This is a genomic window from Streptomyces sp. NPDC090741, from assembly GCF_044769045.1.
GTDB lineage: Bacteria > Actinomycetota > Actinomycetes > Streptomycetales > Streptomycetaceae > Streptomyces.
In genome coordinates this window covers 576,184-591,940 of the sequence record NZ_JBIVXF010000001.1, presented here as the reverse complement: position 1 = coordinate 591,940, position 15,757 = coordinate 576,184, and the positions used below count along the sequence as shown (strand labels likewise).

The window sequence follows — 15,757 nt, the reverse complement described above, 5'->3', positions numbered from 1 at the left end:
GTAGGCATGAGCGAAGCCCCGGCGGACAGCGTCGTCCGCACGTACATCGACACCCACCGCGCCGCGTTCCTCGACGATCTCGCCGAGTGGCTGCGCATCCCCTCGGTCTCGGCCCAGCCCGAGCACGCGGACGACGTACGTCGCAGCGCCGAGTGGCTCGCCGCGAAGCTCAAGGAGACCGGCTTCCCGGTCACGGAGATCTGGCCCACCCCCGGCGCGCCCGCCGTCTTCGCCGAGTGGCCGAGCGCGGACCCGGACGCCCCGACCGTCCTCGTCTACGGGCACCACGACGTGCAGCCCGCCGCCGTCGCCGACGGCTGGCACACCGACCCGTTCGAGCCCGTGATCCAGGGCGGCCGCATGTACGCGCGCGGCGCCGCCGACGACAAGGGTCAGGTCTTCTTCCACACCCTCGGCGTACGGGCCCACCTGGCCGCCACCGGCGCCGAGGCCCCGGCCGTGCACCTCAAGCTGCTCATCGAGGGCGAGGAGGAGTCGGGCTCCCCGAACTTCCGCGCCCTGGTCGAGCGCGAGGCGCAGCGCCTCGCCGCCGACATCGTGATCGTCTCCGACACCGGCATGTGGTCCGAGACCACCCCCACCGTCTGCACCGGCATGCGCGGCGTCGCCGACTGCGAGATCGACCTGTACGGGCCCGACCAGGACATCCACTCCGGCGCCTTCGGCGGGGCCGTGCCCAACCCGGCCACCGCCGCCGCCCGTCTGGTCGCGGCACTGCACGACGCCGACGAGCGGGTCACGATCCCCGGCTTCTACGACAACATCGCCGAGCTCACGGACGAGGAGCGGGCGCTGATCGCCGAGCTGCCGTTCGACGAGTCCGAGTGGCTGCGTACGGCCAAGTCGCACGCCGCCGCGGGGGAGAAGGGCTACTCCACCCTGGAGCGGGTCTGGGCCCGCCCGACCGCCGAGGTCAACGGCATCGGCGGCGGCTACCAGGGCCCCGGCGGCAAGACCATCGTGCCCGCCTCCGCCCACCTGAAGCTGTCGTTCCGCCTGGTGTCCGGGCAGGACCCGTACGAGGTCGAGGCGGCCGTCCGGGACTGGGTCGCGGCGCGGATCCCGGACGGGATCCGGCACTCCATCGTCTTCGGCGCCCCCACCCGGCCCTGCCTGACCCCGCTCGACCACCCGGCGCTGCAGTCCGTCGTACGGGCCATGGGCCGGGCGTTCGGCGAGAAGGTCCGCTTCACCCGCGAGGGCGGCTCCGGACCGGCGGCGGACCTCCAGGACGTACTGGACGCGCCCGTCCTGTTCCTCGGCATCTCCGTGCCGTCCGACGGCTGGCACTCGCCGAACGAGAAGGTCGAGCTGGACCTGCTCCTCAAGGGCGTCGAGACGGCCGCCTACCTGTGGGGCGACCTGGCCGCCTCCCACGGGAAGCCGGCCTGACGCACCCACGGCCGTACCGGGCCACCGAGTCACACGCGTCACCCAGTCACACGCGTCACCGAGTCACACGACTCATCGAGTCACGAGAGTCACTGAGCCTGCCTGTCCCACCACCGGGGGAGTTGGAAGTACCTGTGAGCACCCATACCGAGCACCCGATCTCGCTCGCCGCGCCCAGCGGAATCGACCGCGCCGCGCACCACCGCCTCGACGAGGCCTGGCTCGCGGCCGCCTGGAGCCACCCGACGACCCGCGTCTTCGTGGTCTCCGGCGGCCAGGTCCTGATCGACGACACCCCCGACGGCGGGACCGGGATAGTGATGACCCCGGCCTTCGAGGCCCCGGTCACCGAGACGCACCGCTACTTCCTGGGCACCGACGACGACGGCGTACGGTACTTCGCGCTCCAGAAGGACTCCCTGCCCGGCCGGATGGACCAGTCGGCCCGCCCGGCCGGCCTGCGCGAGGCCGGGCTGCTGCTCTCCCCGCGCGACGCCGGGCTGATGGTGCACGCTGTCGCCCTGGAGAACTGGCAGCGGATGCACCGCTTCTGCTCCCGCTGCGGCGAACGCACGGTGGTCGCGGCCGCCGGGCACATCCGCCGCTGCCCGGGCTGCGGCGCCGAGCACTACCCGCGCACCGACCCGGCGGTGATCATGCTGGTCACCGACGAGCACGACCGCGCGCTGCTGGGCCGCCAGGTGCACTGGCCGGAGGGACGGTTCTCGACGCTGGCCGGGTTCGTGGAGCCGGGCGAGTCGATCGAGCAGTCGGTCGTGCGCGAGGTCTGGGAGGAGGCGGGCATCAAGGTCGGCGAGGTCGAGTACGTCGCCAGCCAGCCCTGGCCGTTCCCGTACAGCCTGATGCTCGGCTTCACGGCGCGCGCCACGACCACCGAGATCACGGTCGACGGCGAGGAGATCCAGGAGGCCCGCTGGTTCTCCCGCGAGGAGCTGCGCGCCGCGTTCGAGTCGGGCGAGATGCTGCCCCCGTCGGGGATCTCCATCGCGGCCCGCCTGGTCGAGCGCTGGTACGGGGAGCCGCTGCCGCGCTCGGCCGGGTGAGGCTCCTCACACGCAGAAGGCCCCCGCCGCGGCGGGGGCCTTTCCGTGCGCGCATCGCACCGGGCGCGGGTCAGGCGCTGAGCGTCAGACGGCGAGGGCCTGCTTGACCTGGGCCAGGCTCGGATTCGTCATGACCGACTCGGCGCCGGCGGCGGACTTCACGAGCACGGTCGGGACCGTCTGGTTGCCGCCGTTCGCCTTCTCGACGAACGCCGCGGACTCCGGGTCCAGCTCGATGTTGATCTCGTTGTACGCGATGCCTTCCCGGTCCAGCTGGGTCTTCAGCCGGCGGCAGTAGCCGCACCAGGTCGTGCTGTACATCGTGACGGAACCCGTGTCCTGCATGCTGCGCTCTCCTCTGTGGGGTCTGGGTGGTCCGAGTACTCGAACGTACGGGACCGCGGGGCCATTCCCGCACCCGCGATACGGCCGTGACGTCCAAGTACGTCAAGTGCGTCCGGTAAGACCGTGCGATGAATGCGCGCACCCTGTGGACAACTTTCCCGCCCGCCCCGCGGGACCTGGCAGCATGGCGGGGTGACATCAGCAACGCACCCCTCATCCTTCCCCGCCGGCGCGGACTCGGCCGACGCGGTGCTCCTGGGCCTGGACCCGGAGCAGCGCGAGGTCGCGACGACCCTGCGCGGGCCGGTGTGCGTGCTGGCGGGCGCGGGCACGGGCAAGACCCGGGCGATCACCCACCGGATCGCCTACGGGGTGCGCTCCGGCCAGCTGATGCCGGCCAGTGTGCTGGCCGTCACGTTCACCAACCGCGCCGCCGGCGAGATGCGCGGCCGCCTGCGCTCCCTCGGCGCGGGCGGGGTGCAGGCGCGGACGTTCCACTCCGCCGCCCTGCGCCAGCTCCAGTACTTCTGGCCCAAGGCGATCGGCGGCGAGGTGCCCCGGCTCGTCGAGCGCAAGGTCCAGCTCGTCGCCGAGGCCGGCGCCCGCTGCCGCATCCGGCTCGACCGGGGCGAGCTGCGCGATGTCACCGGGGAGATCGAGTGGGCGAAGGTCACCCAGACCGTGCCCTCCGACTATCCGGCGGCCGCCCTGAAGGCGGGGCGTGAAGCCCCCCGGGACATGGCGGAGATCGCCCAGATCTACGGGACGTACGAGCAGCTCAAGCGCGACCGCGGCATGATCGACTTCGAGGACGTGCTGCTGCTCACGGTCGGCATCCTCCAGGACCGCCACGACATCGCCGAGCAGATCCGCACCCAGTACCAGCACTTCGTGGTGGACGAGTACCAGGACGTCAGCCCGCTCCAGCAGCGCCTGCTGGATCTGTGGCTCGGCGAGCGCGACAGCCTGTGCGTCGTCGGCGACGCCAGCCAGACGATCTACTCCTTCACCGGCGCCACCCCGGACCACCTGCTGAACTTCCGCACCCGCTACCCGCAGGCCACCCTGGTCAAGCTGGTCCGCGACTACCGCTCCACCCCCCAGGTGGTCCACCTCGCCAACGGGCTCCTCGCCCAGGCCAAGGGCCGCGCCGCCGAGCACCGCCTGGAGCTGGTCTCCCAGCGCGAGCCCGGCCCCGACCCGGTCTACGCCGAGTACCCGGACGAGCCCGCCGAGGCCGAGGGCGTCGCCCTGCGCATCCGGGACCTGATCGCCGCGGGCGTCCCGGCCGGCGAGATCGCCGTGCTCTACCGCATCAACGCCCAGTCCGAGGTCTACGAGCAGGCCCTCGCCGACGCCGGGGTCCCCTACCAGCTGCGCGGCGCCGAGCGCTTCTTCGAGCGCGGCGAGGTACAGAAGGCGATCCTCGCCCTGCGCGGCGCCGCCCGCTCCGGGGGCAACGACCCGCTGCTCGACGATGTCGTCGAGCTCGGCTCCCAGGTCCGGGCCGTGCTCAGCTCCACCGGCTGGACCGCCGAGCCGCCCGCCGGCTCCGGCGCCGTCCGCGACCAGTGGGAGTCGGTGGCCGCCCTGGTCCGGCTCGCCGAGGACTTCGCCCGCAGCCGGCCCGGGGCCACCCTGGCGGACCTGACCGTCGAGCTGGACGAGCGCAGGGCCGCCCAGCACGCCCCGACCGTCCAGGGCGTCACCCTCGCCTCGCTGCACGCCGCCAAGGGCCTGGAGTGGGACGCCGTCTTCCTCGCCGGCCTCACCGACGGCATGCTGCCGATCACGTACGCCAAGACCGACGAGCAGGTGGAGGAGGAGCGCCGGCTGCTCTACGTCGGCGTCACGCGGGCGCGGCTGCACCTGACGCTCTCCTGGGCGCTCTCCCGGGCTCCGGGCGGCCGGGCCTCCCGACGCCCCAGCCGCTTCCTGAACGGGCTGCGGCCGGGCTCTGCGGCCCCCGGAAGCCGGACGGGCGCCCCGGCCGAGAGAGGGGTCCGGGCGCGCGGCCGCCGCGGCCCGGCCCTGTGCCGGGTCTGCGGCAAGACCCTCACCGAGGCCGGCGAGCTGAAACTGATGCGCTGTGAGGACTGCCCGTCCGACATGGACGAGGGCCTCTACGAGCGGCTGCGGGAGTGGCGCGCGGGCCAGGCGAAGGAGCAGGGACTGCCCGCGTACTGCGTGTTCACGGACAAGACGCTCGTCGCGATCGCGGAGGCCCAGCCGTCCGAGGAGGGCGAGCTCTCGATGATCTCTGGAGTCGGCGGCCGCAAGCTCGACCGGTACGGAGCCGATGTCCTGGCCATCTGCGCAGGTCAGGAGCCTGGGGGCACAGATTCTGACGACGCGTAGAAACTCGTCGGAAAAATAGTTTGCACATGCCCAGCGAAGCCCCATAGGTTCTTAGCAACGGAAACGGTGGCTTCTCCGAAGCTCCGGATCCGTGCTGTACTTATCCGAATACGTATGGGACAGGCCCCCGGGCCCCGTCCCCGAGACGCCGAGAGGAGGCGAGACCAGTGACCAGCTTCATCACCACCACCAAAATGACCGATCGCTCGGTCGCCGCTTCCTGCACGCTCGGCTCCTCCTCGCTCCTCCCGCTCCTGGGTACCGGTCTGTCCGCGATTTCCGCTGACAGCCGCGCCCTGCTGGCCGCGCCCTCCGGGCTCCTGGCGAGCGAGCGGAATGAGCGACCGACCCAGGCACCGGTGGCAGTACTGGAAGCCCAGGCGCATGGCGCCTATGGGTTTGCGGCCGCAGCCGGTGCCGGATCCAAGACGACGCAGACGAAGCAGCAGCACCACCTGATGTGGGCCTTCCGCGGGCTCGAACCCTGGAGTGATCCAGCCTGATTCCAAGATCAGGCCGGCGCCTTCAGGGCCGCGGAACCCCACCCGGGATCCGCGGCCCTTCTGTTTGTCCCCGACCGGGGGACGACGGCACGAAGGAGCCTCGGGACTGGCAAGACCAGGTACCAGCCGCCCCCGGCCGAACCCGGCCGGAACGACTAGCCAACCAAGACGAGGAAGAAAACACCGTGCAACTCGAAGCGCACGCCCCGTCCGTACCGCAGACCCAGACGATCTCCCCGCCCGCAGTCCCGGAGGACTCCACCTTGACTCCCCTCACCGCGCTGACCGCGCTCGACGACGCCATCGAGAACCTCGGCGTACCCGTCGCCTGCCGTACCTATGACCCCGAGGTCTTCTTCGCCGAGTCCCCGGCGGACGTCGAGTACGCCAAGTCCCTGTGCGCCACCTGCCCGCTGGTCGAGGCCTGCCTCGCCGGTGCGCTCGAGCGCCGCGAGCCCTGGGGTGTCTGGGGTGGCGAGCTCTTCGTCCAGGGCGTTGTCGTAGCCCGGAAGCGGCCCCGTGGCCGTCCGCGCAAGAACCCGGTTGTCGCGGCATGACCGCCATCGGAACCATCGACCGCCCCGTGACGCACGACCCCTTGAAGCAGGCCCTCATGACCGCCCACACGACGAGCGAGCAGCCGCACGGCTCCGCCCACGCAGACTTCATCACCGCCGGCGCGATCACCTCGCGTCAGAACAGGACCCGAGAAATGCAACTCATCCCAGAAGCCCTGGCCCGTGCCCATATGGACGACCGCATGCGCGAGGTCGACGCCGAGCGTCGCGCCGTGCGCCTGGTCGCCGCGCGCCGCATGCAGCGGCGAGCCGAGCGCGTCTCGCTGCGCGCCCGGCGGGCCCTCGCCATGGCCGTCATGCACTGATCAGCGGCTGAACCGCCGCTGACCAGCGGCGCAGCAGCGTACGGGGGACCGGTCCGAACGGACCGGTCCCCCCGGTGCGTTGCGGACCGCTCTCCAGCCCTCGCGGGGATATCGTCTGGAGGTGGACCAGCCGAATCCCCACCCCGCCCCGTCGGGACCCGAGGCCCAGCCCGTCGTCTGCGCGCGCTGCGGCAAGAAGGCCCCCGACGGCGCCCCGCCCACCTGGACCTGCTCGGTGGAGAACGGGACCAGACAGTACTTCTGCGTCGACTGCGCGCGAGCCAACCTCAGGGCGATCGAGGGCCGCCTCGACTCGTCCTGGTGGTGACTCCGGGCCAGTAGGCCGCAGGCCTGCCTACCCGCTCACTCCTCGGGCAGGAACCCCGGGAGCCAGGACTCCAGTTCGTCCCGCAGCCGTACCGTCGCGCCCAGCTGGCAGAGCACCCCGATGGTGCTCAGCGTCACCCGGTGGATCAGCAGGTACGAGGGCGGCAGATTGATCTGCCGGCCCAACTGGTGTGCGGGGGAGCGGGGATCTGCGATCCGGGCCGCCTGACCGCGCAGCCACGGCCGGGTGAAGGTGAACTCCTCTGCCTGGGCAGGCTCGATGATGGGCAGCAGATAGTCCAGCACCGCCTCCGGATCCAGTTCGATGGACTCCCTCACGAACCCCTCGGCGCACAGGTGCCCGTAGATCCCCTCGGCATCGCCCTCCAGCGTCATCCGCAGCGAGGTGCCTATGGGTTTGGGCCAGCCGCCGGGCAGCCGGTCGACGGTGCCGAAGTCCAGCACGCCCAGCCGCATCCGGCCGTCCGCCCCCGCCAGCAGGCGGAAGTTGCCCGGGTGCGGATCGGCGTGCAGCAGCCCGGTGCGCGCGGGCCCCGAGAAGAGGAACCGGGCCAGCAACTGCCCGGCGCGGTCGCGCTCCTCCTGGGTGCCGTCCGCTATCACCTCCGACAGCGGGGTCCCCTCCATCCACTCGGTCACCAGCACCTGGTCGCCCTGGTGCACAACGTCCGGTACGACCACGTCCTCGTCGCCCTCGAACGCGTCCGCGTGGATCCGCTGGGCCTCCGCCTCCAGCTCGTAGTCCAGCTCCTCCGAGACCCGGTCGCGCAACTCCTTGATCAGTGGCTTCACGTCCATACCGGGAATCAGCGGCCCCAGCAGCCCCGCGAACCGGCCCAGTTGCTTGAGGTCCGACAGCAGTGCCTCGCCGGCCCCCGGGTACTGGACCTTGACCGCGACCTGCCGGCCGTCGTGCCACACCGCCCGGTGCACCTGTCCGATCGAGGCGGCCGCGGCCGGCTTGTCCTCGAACTCCTCGAACAGCTCCCGCCAGTCGGCCCCCAGCCGGTCCGACAGCACCTGGTGCACGGTCTGGGCGGGCAGCGGCGGGGCCGCCTCCTGGAGCTTGGTCAGCGCCGCCCGGTACGGCCCGGCGACCTCCTCGGGCAGGGCCGACTCGAAGACCGAGAGCGCCTGCCCGAACTTCATGGCACCGCCCTTCAACTCCCCGAGCGTGCGGAACAGCTGCTCGGCGGTGCGCTGCTGGAGCTCGCGCGCCACGATCTCCGCCGACTTGCCCCCGATCCGCTTCCCCAGCCCCCAGGTGACCCGGCCCGCGAAGCCGAGCGGCAGCGCGGCCAGCTTGACGGTACGGGTGACCGCCTTCCGGGGAAGATCAGACATGCGCCCCTCCAATTCCCAGACAGCTGTGCCGCAAGCGGCGGTTCAGGATGACCCCTCGGCCAACCGCATCCTGTCATGGCGCCCCCGCCCCGCCCCGGCCGAGGCGCCCGCACCGAATGCGGGGTGAACCTCCGCCGACGGACAGTGTCCACCCTCACGGGCCCGCACGGCCGGAGAGCTGATCGAGCCTTCACGACGGCACCGCCTGTTCGGCCGGGATGCGGGCCGCCGCGCAGGGACAGCCGGGGTGGGGGCGCAAGGAGGTCTGCTCCCAGTGGAGGCCCGGGAGGGCGGCTTCCCAGCGGGAGGCCGTGGAGGCGGGGAGCTCCCCGTCGAGGAAGGACAGGGCGTGGGCCGCGGCCAGGCCGGCCACCGCCGTGGCCAGGCCCAGGTCGCAGGCCGCGGTGGCCCGGCGGCGGTGTGCCGAGCGCCATTGGACCAGCATCCGGGGCCAGGCCGGATCCGCCTCGACCCGGTCGCGTTCCATGCAGCCCGCGCACGCCGTGGCCCCCGGCAGCACCAGTGGCCCCACCAGCCCGGTGGCCTCCAGCACCCCGGCGTACAGATGAGGGGTGCCGGCGGCGACCCAGTCGGCCGCGGTGCCCGGATCCGGGGCCCACGCCTGCAGTCCGTCCCGGGGCGCGACCACCACCAGGGACACCCCCGGCTCGGGTCCCTCGTACTCCGTGGTCCGCGGCGGGCGCCCCGGGGCCGATGCGCGGACCAGCGCGGCCGCGGCCTCCGCCCGCAGCCGGCCCACGCTGTCGGGCCCGAGCCCGCCCGGTGCCACATCCGCCGGCTCCACCCGGCCGCCGTCGAGGACCTCGACCCGGCCCACCCCTGCTGCCGCCAGGACCCCGGCGATCACCCCGCCCACCCGGCCGCTCCCGCGCACCTGGACCCGTATGGCCCGCCGCGCCGCGACCCCCCGCAAGTCGCCCCCCGGCTCGCGGTGCACCAGCGACAGCGAGCCCAGATCGGGCCCGAGCCGCTCCAGGGTCTCCGGCCGTTTGCGCACGGCCTGGGCCCGCGGGCCGCCCGCCGTGGCGTCGTCCAGCAGCCCGGCCGCCGCCAGCCGCCGGATCAGCGCATCCACCTGCCCCTCCGGCAGCCCCACCGCCACCGCCTCCGCGCGCAGCAGCTCCATCCCCCGCGTCCCGTCGATCCGGTCGATGAGCGATCCCGTCGCCGTGTCCACCGGGCCGAGCACCACCGCATGCGCGGGCGTCACCCCGAACTGCACCGTCTGCAGATCCCGCCACGCCCTCGCCAGCGCCGGCTTCACCTTCGGATACATGGCTTTCCCCCTCGTAACGAACCCCGCCTCAATCCCGTCCCTCGCAGAGTGCCCGCCCGCCGCATTCCGTGCGCGCATTCGTCCACAGGCAAGGGCTATTAGGCATATGAGATGGAGAAAGGGGGTGCTTCCTGTGCCGCCTTCGAATCGATCACGTTCGAACCGTGGAGCGGGGGGACTTCGGGCAGGCGAGCGGGTACGGTCTTGGGCGTGTCCGCCGACCCACAGCAGCGCGCCGTCGAAGTCCGCCGGAGCGCGCGCCGCCGCAGGACCGTATCCGCCTACCGCGAGGGTGACCGTACGGTCGTCCTCATCCCTGCCCGGATGTCCGAGGCCGAGGAGCAGCGCTGGGTGGGGGTCATGCTCGACAAGCTGGCCGCGCAGGAGAGCAAGCGCACCCTCGGGGACGCGGAACTCACCGAACGCGCCGAGCGTTTGTCCGACCAGTACTTCGGCGCCCGGGCCCGCCCCCGCTCGGTGCGCTGGGTCACCAACCAGAACACCCGCTGGGGCTCCTGCACCCCGGCCGAAGGCAGCATCCGGCTCTCCCACCGCCTCCAGGGGATGCCGGAGTACGTCGTCGACTACGTGCTGCTCCACGAGCTGGCCCACCTCCTCGTGCCCGGCCACGGCCCCCGCTTCTGGGAGCTGCTGGAGGCCTACCCGCGCACCGAGCGGGCCCGCGGCTACCTGGAGGGAGTGGTCGCCGCCGAGCGCCTCCCCAAGGTCCCCGCGGCCCGCGAGGAGTGACCCGCCCCGCGCACCCCGGGCGGCTCACGTCTCGATATGTACCGGGTCGGTACCGGCTTGGCCGGATGTCGGCGGATGCGGCTAGCCTGAGCGGCACGCAATTCACTGTCGGGATGGGGGACGGTCGTTACGTATGGCCAGGGAATTCCAACGCGGTCACAAGGCCAGGATCAGCGATCTGACGGCAGGCACGGATCTGTACGTGGGTGTGCAGGTCGCCGGGCCGGGACTCGCCTTCGACATCAGCTGCTTCGGTCTTGACGCCAACGAGCAGCTGTCGGACGACCGGTACTTCGTCTTCTACAACCAGCCGAAGTCTCCGGAGGAGTCGATCCAGCAGCTCGGCGCGCAGGCCGGCGACACCGAGTCCTTCCGGGTGACGCTGGACCGCGTCCCGGCGAGCATCCACAAGCTGTCCTTCACCGCCACGATCGACGGCGCCGGACAGATGTCGCAGATCGGATCGGGCTACATCCGGATCGTGGCCGGCGGCGAGGAAGTCGTCCGGTACTCCTTCACGGGCGCGGAGTTCAGCACCGAGCGCGCGGTCATGCTCGGCGACTTCTACCTCAAGGACGTGTGGCGCTTCGCCGCCGTGGGCCAGGGCTTCGACGGCGGGCTCGCCGCGCTGCTGAAGAACTTCGGCGGCGAGGTCGCCGAGGAGGACGAGCAGCAGGCCCCGCAGCAGCCGCAGGCCCCGGCCCCGGCCCAGGCCGGCGCCGCGCCGGGATTCGCCGCGCCGCCGCAGGCCGCCGCCCCGGCGCCGTCCTTCGGCGCCCCGGTCCAGGCCCCTCAGGCCCCGTACGTCCCGCAGCCAGCGCCCGCCCCGGCCCCTGCCCCGGCCCCGCAGTACCAGCAGCCCGCCCCGCCCGCCCCGGTGCACTCGGCCCCGACGATGGTCGGCCCGCTGGCCACCCCGCCGGCCCCCGCCCCGTACGGCCAGCCGCCGCACGCCCCGCAGCCGCCCGGCCCGCCCTCGTACGGCCGGCAGCCGCAGCCCTCGTACGGCCAGATGCCCGGCTACGGCGGCCAGGTCCCGCCGCCGGCCCCGGCCCCCGCGCCCTACGGGCAGGTCCCCGGCCAGCAGCCGCCGCCCCCGTACGGCCAGCAGATGCCCGGCCAGCAGCCCGGCTACGGCCAGGGCGCCCCGCAGGCCGCCGGCGCCGGCCTCGCCGCCGCCCTCCAGCCGTACAAGGAAGTCCCCACCGGCACCCGCTGGACCGCGCAGAACCAGCAGCTCATGCGCGTCGACCTGGCGATGGGCGGCCAGCCCGTCCTCGCCCGCCAGGGCAGCATGGTCCTCTACCAGGGCAAGGTCGACTTCAGCTACAAGGGCGCGGGCTTCGCCGGCCGCATCGTCGGCAACGCCACCGGCCAGGAGATGCAGCTGATGCGCTGCAGCGGCCGCGGCCAGGTCTTCCTCGCAGAGAACGGCGCCCACCTGCACGCCATCGAGCTCCAGGGCGACGGGATCTGCGTCTCCGCCGAGAGCGTCCTCGCCTTCGACGAGAGCCTGCAGCACGAGGTCCGCCGCATCGAGGGCCACGGCATCCCCGGCGGCGCCCTGTTCACGATGCTGTTCCAGGGCTCCGGCACGGTGATCGTCAAGACGCACGGCACGCCCGTCGTGCTGCCCGTCACCCCGACCACCTTCGCGGACAGCAACGCCATCGTCGCGTGGTCGGCGGCCTCCCAGGTGATCGTTTCCAGCCAGGTCCGGCTGCGGCGCAACGCCTATCCCGGCCACAGCGGGGAGACCGTGAACCTTCAGTTCCGCGGCGCCCCCGGCAACTTCATCGTCGTCCAGCCGTACGAGGTCTGAGGGAGCCCCACATGAATGCCATGAACGCAATGAACCAGCAGCTCGCGGGCTACGCCCCCACCCCCGTCACGGCCCGCATGGAGAACCACGGCAGGGCCATGCTCAAGGTCGCCATGCAGAGCGGCCAGGACCTCTTCGCGCGCACCGGATCGATGGTCGCGTACGAGGGCTTCGTCCAGTACGAGCCCAACCCGCCGGCCCTGCGCCAGATGGCCTCGCAGTGGCTGACGGGCGAAGGCGCACCGCTGATGAAGTGCACCGGAGACGGCCTGCTCTACCTCGCCGACTACGGCGCCGACGTCGTCGTGATCAACCTCAACAACGACGCCCTCTCGGTCAACGGCACCAACCTGCTCGCGTTCGACGCCCAGCTCCAGTGGGGCGTCGAACGGGTCAAGGGCATGGCCAAGTTCGCCGGCCAGGGGCTGTTCAACGTGCAGATCTCCGGCACCGGCTGGGTCGCGATCACCTCCCGGGGCACCCCGATCGTGGTCGACTGCGGCCGCGGCGAGGACGAGACGTACGTCGACCCGGACGCGCTCGTCGCCTGGTCCCCGAACCTCAAGGTGAAGGGCAAGCGCAGCTTCAAGGCCTCGTCGATGATCGGCCGGGGCAGCGGGGAGGCCTACCAGATGGGCTTCTCCGGCCAGGGCATCGTCGTCGTACAGCCCAGCGAGGACAGCACCGACCGGCTCCGGACCCGGGGCTGAGGGGGAGCGGACACATCATGCAGAGCGCACTTTTCGCCCACGCCGAGGCGCAGTCCCAGGAGCGGTACGCCGTCCAGAACCCGCAGCTGCTGCGGGTCACGCTGGCCGGCTCCGACGACGTGCTCGCCCGCAAGGGCTCCATGGTCGCCTACCAGGGCATCATCGACTTCGACGGCGAGTACCAGAGCACCACGCAGCGCACCGCCCGCGCCCGCACCGGCGAGGGACTCGACCTGATGCGCTGCTCCGGGCAGGGCACGGTCTACCTGGCCAACCTCGCCCAGTACGTGCACGTCGTGGACGTGGACCAGGACGGCCTCACCGTCGACAGCAGCTACGTGCTGGCCCTGGACTCCACCCTGCACACCGAGGCGATCGCGGTGGACAGCCAGTACGGGATCTCCGGCTCAGGCAAGTACCAGCTCAACATCACCGGCCGCGGCAAGGTCGCGCTGATGACCTCCGGGCAGCCGCTGATGATGCAGGTCACGCCCGACAAGTACGTCAACGCCGACGCGGACGCGATCGTCGCCTGGTCCACCTCGCTGCGCGTGCAGATGCAGGCCCAGACGCACTCCAGCGGCGTCTGGCGGCGGCGCGGCAACACCGGCGAGGGCTGGGAGCTCAGCTTCCTCGGCACCGGCTTCGCGCTGGTGCAGCCGAGCGAGGTGCTGCCGCCGCAGAACGCCCAGCTCGGACAGGGCATGGCCGCGCAGTACGGGATGGGCCAGCACGGCGTCCAGGCCCAGAACCAGAACAACGCCTGGAACTAGGGCCCCAAGCACACGGAAGGGGCGGCTCCGCGAATGCGGGGCCGCCCCTTCCGGGCTGTTCGGAGGGCGTCAGAGCCGCGCCCGCGTCGCCTCCAGCAGCCGTACGACCGAGGTGTCGGCCACCGCCGCCACCTCCTCGTACGGGAACCAGCGCAGGTCCAGCGACTCCTCGCTGATCTCCGCCACCGCGTCGGCCGGAGCCAGCGCCGCGTACTGCACGTCCAGGTGCCAGTTGCACGGCGCCGGGATCGGGTGCCGGTCCAGCCGTACGGGGCCGCCCGGCAGCAGGGTCAGCCCGGAGGCGATGCCCGACTCCTCGACGGCCTCGCGCAGCGCGGCCCCGGCCAGGGTGGTGTCCTCGGGCTCGCAGTGCCCGCCCATCTGGAGCCAGATGCCGAGCTTCTTGTGCAGGGTCAGCAGGACGCGCCCGCCCGCCGGGTCGATGACCAGCGCGCTCCCCGTGATGTGCCCGGCCTGGCAGGGCTTGTAGACCCCGTCCGGGTGGGCGGCCAGGTGTTCCAGATACAGGTCTCGGAGCTCGGGCTGGGCCTCGTACTCCTTGAGGACCAGCACCGCGTCGTCGTACAGGTTCACTTCTTCGTTTCACCCTCGCCGTCGGAGTCGGAGTCGGGAGCCGAGTCGCCGGGCCGGCCCTGGTCGCTCTCGCCGCGCTTCCGCGCCGCCTCCCCGAGCATCTTGTCGATCTCGGAGAAGTCCAGCTGCTCGCGGTGCACGAACCCGTCCGGGTCGTCCAGGTCGGAGGCGGTCGGCAGCATGTCCGGGTGCTCCCACAGCCCGTCCCGGCCGTCCACGCCGCGCGCGTCGGTCAGCGAGGCCCACAGCCGCGAGGCGTCCCGCAGCCGGCGCGGGCGCAGCTCCAGCCCGATCAGCGTCGCGAAGGTCTGCTCCGCCGGACCGCCCGAGGCGCGCCGCCGGCGCATGGTCTCGCGCATGGCGTCCGCCGAGGTCAGCCGGGGCTTGGCCGCCTCGTGCACGACCGCGTCCACCCAGCCCTCGACCAGCGCGAGCGCCGTCTCCAGGCGGGCCAGGGCGGCCTTCTGCTCGGGGGTGTCCTGCGGCTGGAACATGCCGCCCTGGAGCGCCTCCTGCAGCTGCTCCGGGTTCGACGGGTCGAGCTGGCCGACCACGTCCTCCAGCTTCGAGGTGTCGATCTTGATGCCGCGCGCGTACCCCTCGACCGCGCCGAACAGGTGCGAGCGCAGCCACGGCACGTGCGCGAAGAGCCGGGCGTGGGCCGCCTCGCGCAGGGCCAGGTAGAGCCGCACCTCCTCGGCGGGGACGCCCAGGTCCTTGCCGAAGGCCTCGATGTTCAGCGGCAGCAGGGCGGCCTTGCCCGCCGGGCCCAGCGGCAGCCCGATGTCGGTCGAGCCGACGACCTCGCCCGCGAGGGTGCCCACGGCCTGGCCGATCTGCTGGCCGAACATGGCCCCGCCCATGGAGCGCATCATGCCGAGCAGCGGGCCGGCCATGGCCTGCATCTCCTCGGGCAGCACGCTGCCCATGGCCACGCCGACGCGCTCGGCGACCGGGTCCACGAGCTCCTTCCACACCGGGAGGGTCGCCTCGACCCACTCGGCGCGGCTCCAGGCGACGGCCGTGGTGGCGCCCGAGGGCAGCGAGGTCACCCCGTCCAGCCAGTGGTCGGCGAGGCGCACGGCCTCCTCGACGGCGGACTTCTCGGAGCTGCCGACGCTGGCGTCCTTCACACCGTCCGCCGTGCCCTGGGCCACTGTCTGGCGGGCGATGTCCTTGGCCATGTCCCAGTTCACGGGACCGCCCTCGTAGCTGAGCATCTGGCCGAGCTGCTGGAAGGCCGCGCCCAGGTCGTTCGGGTTCATCGAGCCGAACATCGCCGCGAACGGGTTGTCCGCGCCGCCGGGGCCGCCGGCGCCGCCGGGCAGGCCCATGCCCGGGAACCCGAACGGATTCGGGCCGCCCTGACCGCCCTGATTGCCCTTCTTGTTGCCTTCGTCGCCGTTCTCCGGCTCCTCCGGCGGAAGGCCGAATCCGAATGGGGTGTCGCTCACGGGTTTCCTCGGCTCGTAGGGCCGCCGGCGGGGGCCGACGGGAAATGGTCCGACAACACCATCCAGCGTAGACACCAGACCCGCTTCCGGGCTCGGTGC

General features: G+C 72.4%; 16 protein-coding genes. 11 read left to right on the top strand and 5 right to left on the bottom strand.

Annotated features, from left to right (window positions below):
* The first annotated feature begins 6 nt into the window (after window positions 1-6).
* Window positions 7-1,413, top strand: a complete 1,407-nt coding sequence (locus ACIQU4_RS02720) for a dipeptidase (RefSeq protein WP_403724889.1) — start codon at window positions 7-9, stop codon at window positions 1,411-1,413.
* Window positions 1,414-1,535: 122 nt separating this feature from the next.
* Complete coding sequence (gene nudC / locus ACIQU4_RS02715) at window positions 1,536-2,477, top strand: NAD(+) diphosphatase (protein ID WP_403724886.1); 942 nt, start codon at window positions 1,536-1,538, stop codon at window positions 2,475-2,477.
* Window positions 2,478-2,561: 84 nt separating this feature from the next.
* Here the strand turns inward: nudC and ACIQU4_RS02710 are convergent, their stop codons facing one another.
* Window positions 2,562-2,822 carry a mycoredoxin gene (locus tag ACIQU4_RS02710; RefSeq protein ID WP_030153502.1) on the bottom strand — a complete coding sequence of 87 codons (261 nt, stop codon included), beginning with the start codon at window positions 2,820-2,822 and terminating at the stop codon, window positions 2,562-2,564.
* A gap of 132 nt (window positions 2,823-2,954) precedes the next feature.
* Between ACIQU4_RS02710 and ACIQU4_RS02705 the strand changes: the two genes are divergently transcribed.
* The 5 genes from ACIQU4_RS02705 to ACIQU4_RS02685 all read left to right on the top strand — a co-directional run bounded on the left by ACIQU4_RS02705 (window position 2,955) and on the right by ACIQU4_RS02685 (window position 6,894).
* Complete coding sequence (locus tag ACIQU4_RS02705; RefSeq protein ID WP_403724884.1) at window positions 2,955-5,180, top strand: ATP-dependent DNA helicase UvrD2; 2,226 nt, start codon at window positions 2,955-2,957, stop codon at window positions 5,178-5,180.
* Window positions 5,181-5,347: 167 nt separating this feature from the next.
* The gene (locus tag ACIQU4_RS02700; protein ID WP_403724881.1) at window positions 5,348-5,683 is read left to right on the top strand and encodes a hypothetical protein; all 336 of its coding nucleotides are present in this window, start codon (window positions 5,348-5,350) and stop codon (window positions 5,681-5,683) included.
* Window positions 5,684-5,868: 185 nt separating this feature from the next.
* On the top strand, window positions 5,869-6,240 hold the full coding sequence (locus tag ACIQU4_RS02695) for a WhiB family transcriptional regulator (protein ID WP_030153506.1): 372 nt from the start codon (window positions 5,869-5,871) through the stop codon (window positions 6,238-6,240).
* Window positions 6,237-6,566, top strand: a complete 330-nt coding sequence (locus ACIQU4_RS02690) for a hypothetical protein (RefSeq protein WP_229336602.1) — start codon at window positions 6,237-6,239, stop codon at window positions 6,564-6,566. Before ACIQU4_RS02695 ends, ACIQU4_RS02690 begins: the two co-directional genes overlap by 4 nt.
* Before the next feature lie 121 nt (window positions 6,567-6,687).
* Entirely contained in the window at window positions 6,688-6,894 is a 207-nt protein-coding gene (locus tag ACIQU4_RS02685) for a hypothetical protein (protein WP_099889587.1), read from the top strand.
* Window positions 6,895-6,929: 35 nt separating this feature from the next.
* Here ACIQU4_RS02685 and ACIQU4_RS02680 read toward each other — a convergent pair whose 3' ends face one another.
* Both ACIQU4_RS02680 and ACIQU4_RS02675 read right to left on the bottom strand, forming a co-directional pair.
* Window positions 6,930-8,258, bottom strand: a complete 1,329-nt coding sequence (locus tag ACIQU4_RS02680) for an ABC1 kinase family protein (protein WP_403724879.1) — start codon at window positions 8,256-8,258, stop codon at window positions 6,930-6,932.
* 190 nt (window positions 8,259-8,448) lie between these two features.
* Window positions 8,449-9,555: a ThiF family adenylyltransferase gene (locus ACIQU4_RS02675; protein WP_403724876.1), complete on the bottom strand. Its 1,107-nt coding sequence runs from the start codon at window positions 9,553-9,555 to the stop codon at window positions 8,449-8,451.
* A 111-nt stretch (window positions 9,556-9,666) separates the two neighbouring features.
* Here ACIQU4_RS02675 and ACIQU4_RS02670 point away from each other — a divergent pair, with 111 nt between their 5' ends.
* The 4 genes from ACIQU4_RS02670 to ACIQU4_RS02655 all read left to right on the top strand — a co-directional run bounded on the left by ACIQU4_RS02670 (window position 9,667) and on the right by ACIQU4_RS02655 (window position 13,610).
* Window positions 9,667-10,305, top strand: coding sequence for a M48 family metallopeptidase (locus ACIQU4_RS02670; protein WP_403724873.1), 639 nt, complete (start codon window positions 9,667-9,669; stop codon window positions 10,303-10,305).
* A gap of 133 nt (window positions 10,306-10,438) precedes the next feature.
* Window positions 10,439-12,127, top strand: coding sequence for a TerD family protein (locus tag ACIQU4_RS02665; RefSeq protein WP_403724871.1), 1,689 nt, complete (start codon window positions 10,439-10,441; stop codon window positions 12,125-12,127).
* A 29-nt stretch (window positions 12,128-12,156) separates the two neighbouring features.
* Window positions 12,157-12,837, top strand: coding sequence for an AIM24 family protein (locus tag ACIQU4_RS02660; RefSeq protein ID WP_403725946.1), 681 nt, complete (start codon window positions 12,157-12,159; stop codon window positions 12,835-12,837).
* A 17-nt stretch (window positions 12,838-12,854) separates the two neighbouring features.
* Complete coding sequence (locus tag ACIQU4_RS02655; protein ID WP_385583930.1) at window positions 12,855-13,610, top strand: AIM24 family protein; 756 nt, start codon at window positions 12,855-12,857, stop codon at window positions 13,608-13,610.
* Between the two features lie 69 nt (window positions 13,611-13,679).
* On the opposite strand, the gene ACIQU4_RS02650 is transcribed toward ACIQU4_RS02655, so the two are convergent.
* Together ACIQU4_RS02650 and ACIQU4_RS02645 are read right to left on the bottom strand one after the other, a co-directional pair.
* On the bottom strand, window positions 13,680-14,204 hold the full coding sequence (locus tag ACIQU4_RS02650; RefSeq protein ID WP_385583927.1) for an NUDIX hydrolase: 525 nt from the start codon (window positions 14,202-14,204) through the stop codon (window positions 13,680-13,682).
* A complete protein-coding gene (locus ACIQU4_RS02645; RefSeq protein WP_403724867.1) occupies window positions 14,201-15,658 on the bottom strand; it encodes a zinc-dependent metalloprotease in 1,458 nt (485 codons plus the stop codon). The genes ACIQU4_RS02650 and ACIQU4_RS02645 overlap by 4 nt, the downstream gene beginning before the upstream one ends.
* Window positions 15,659-15,757 lie beyond the last annotated feature (99 nt).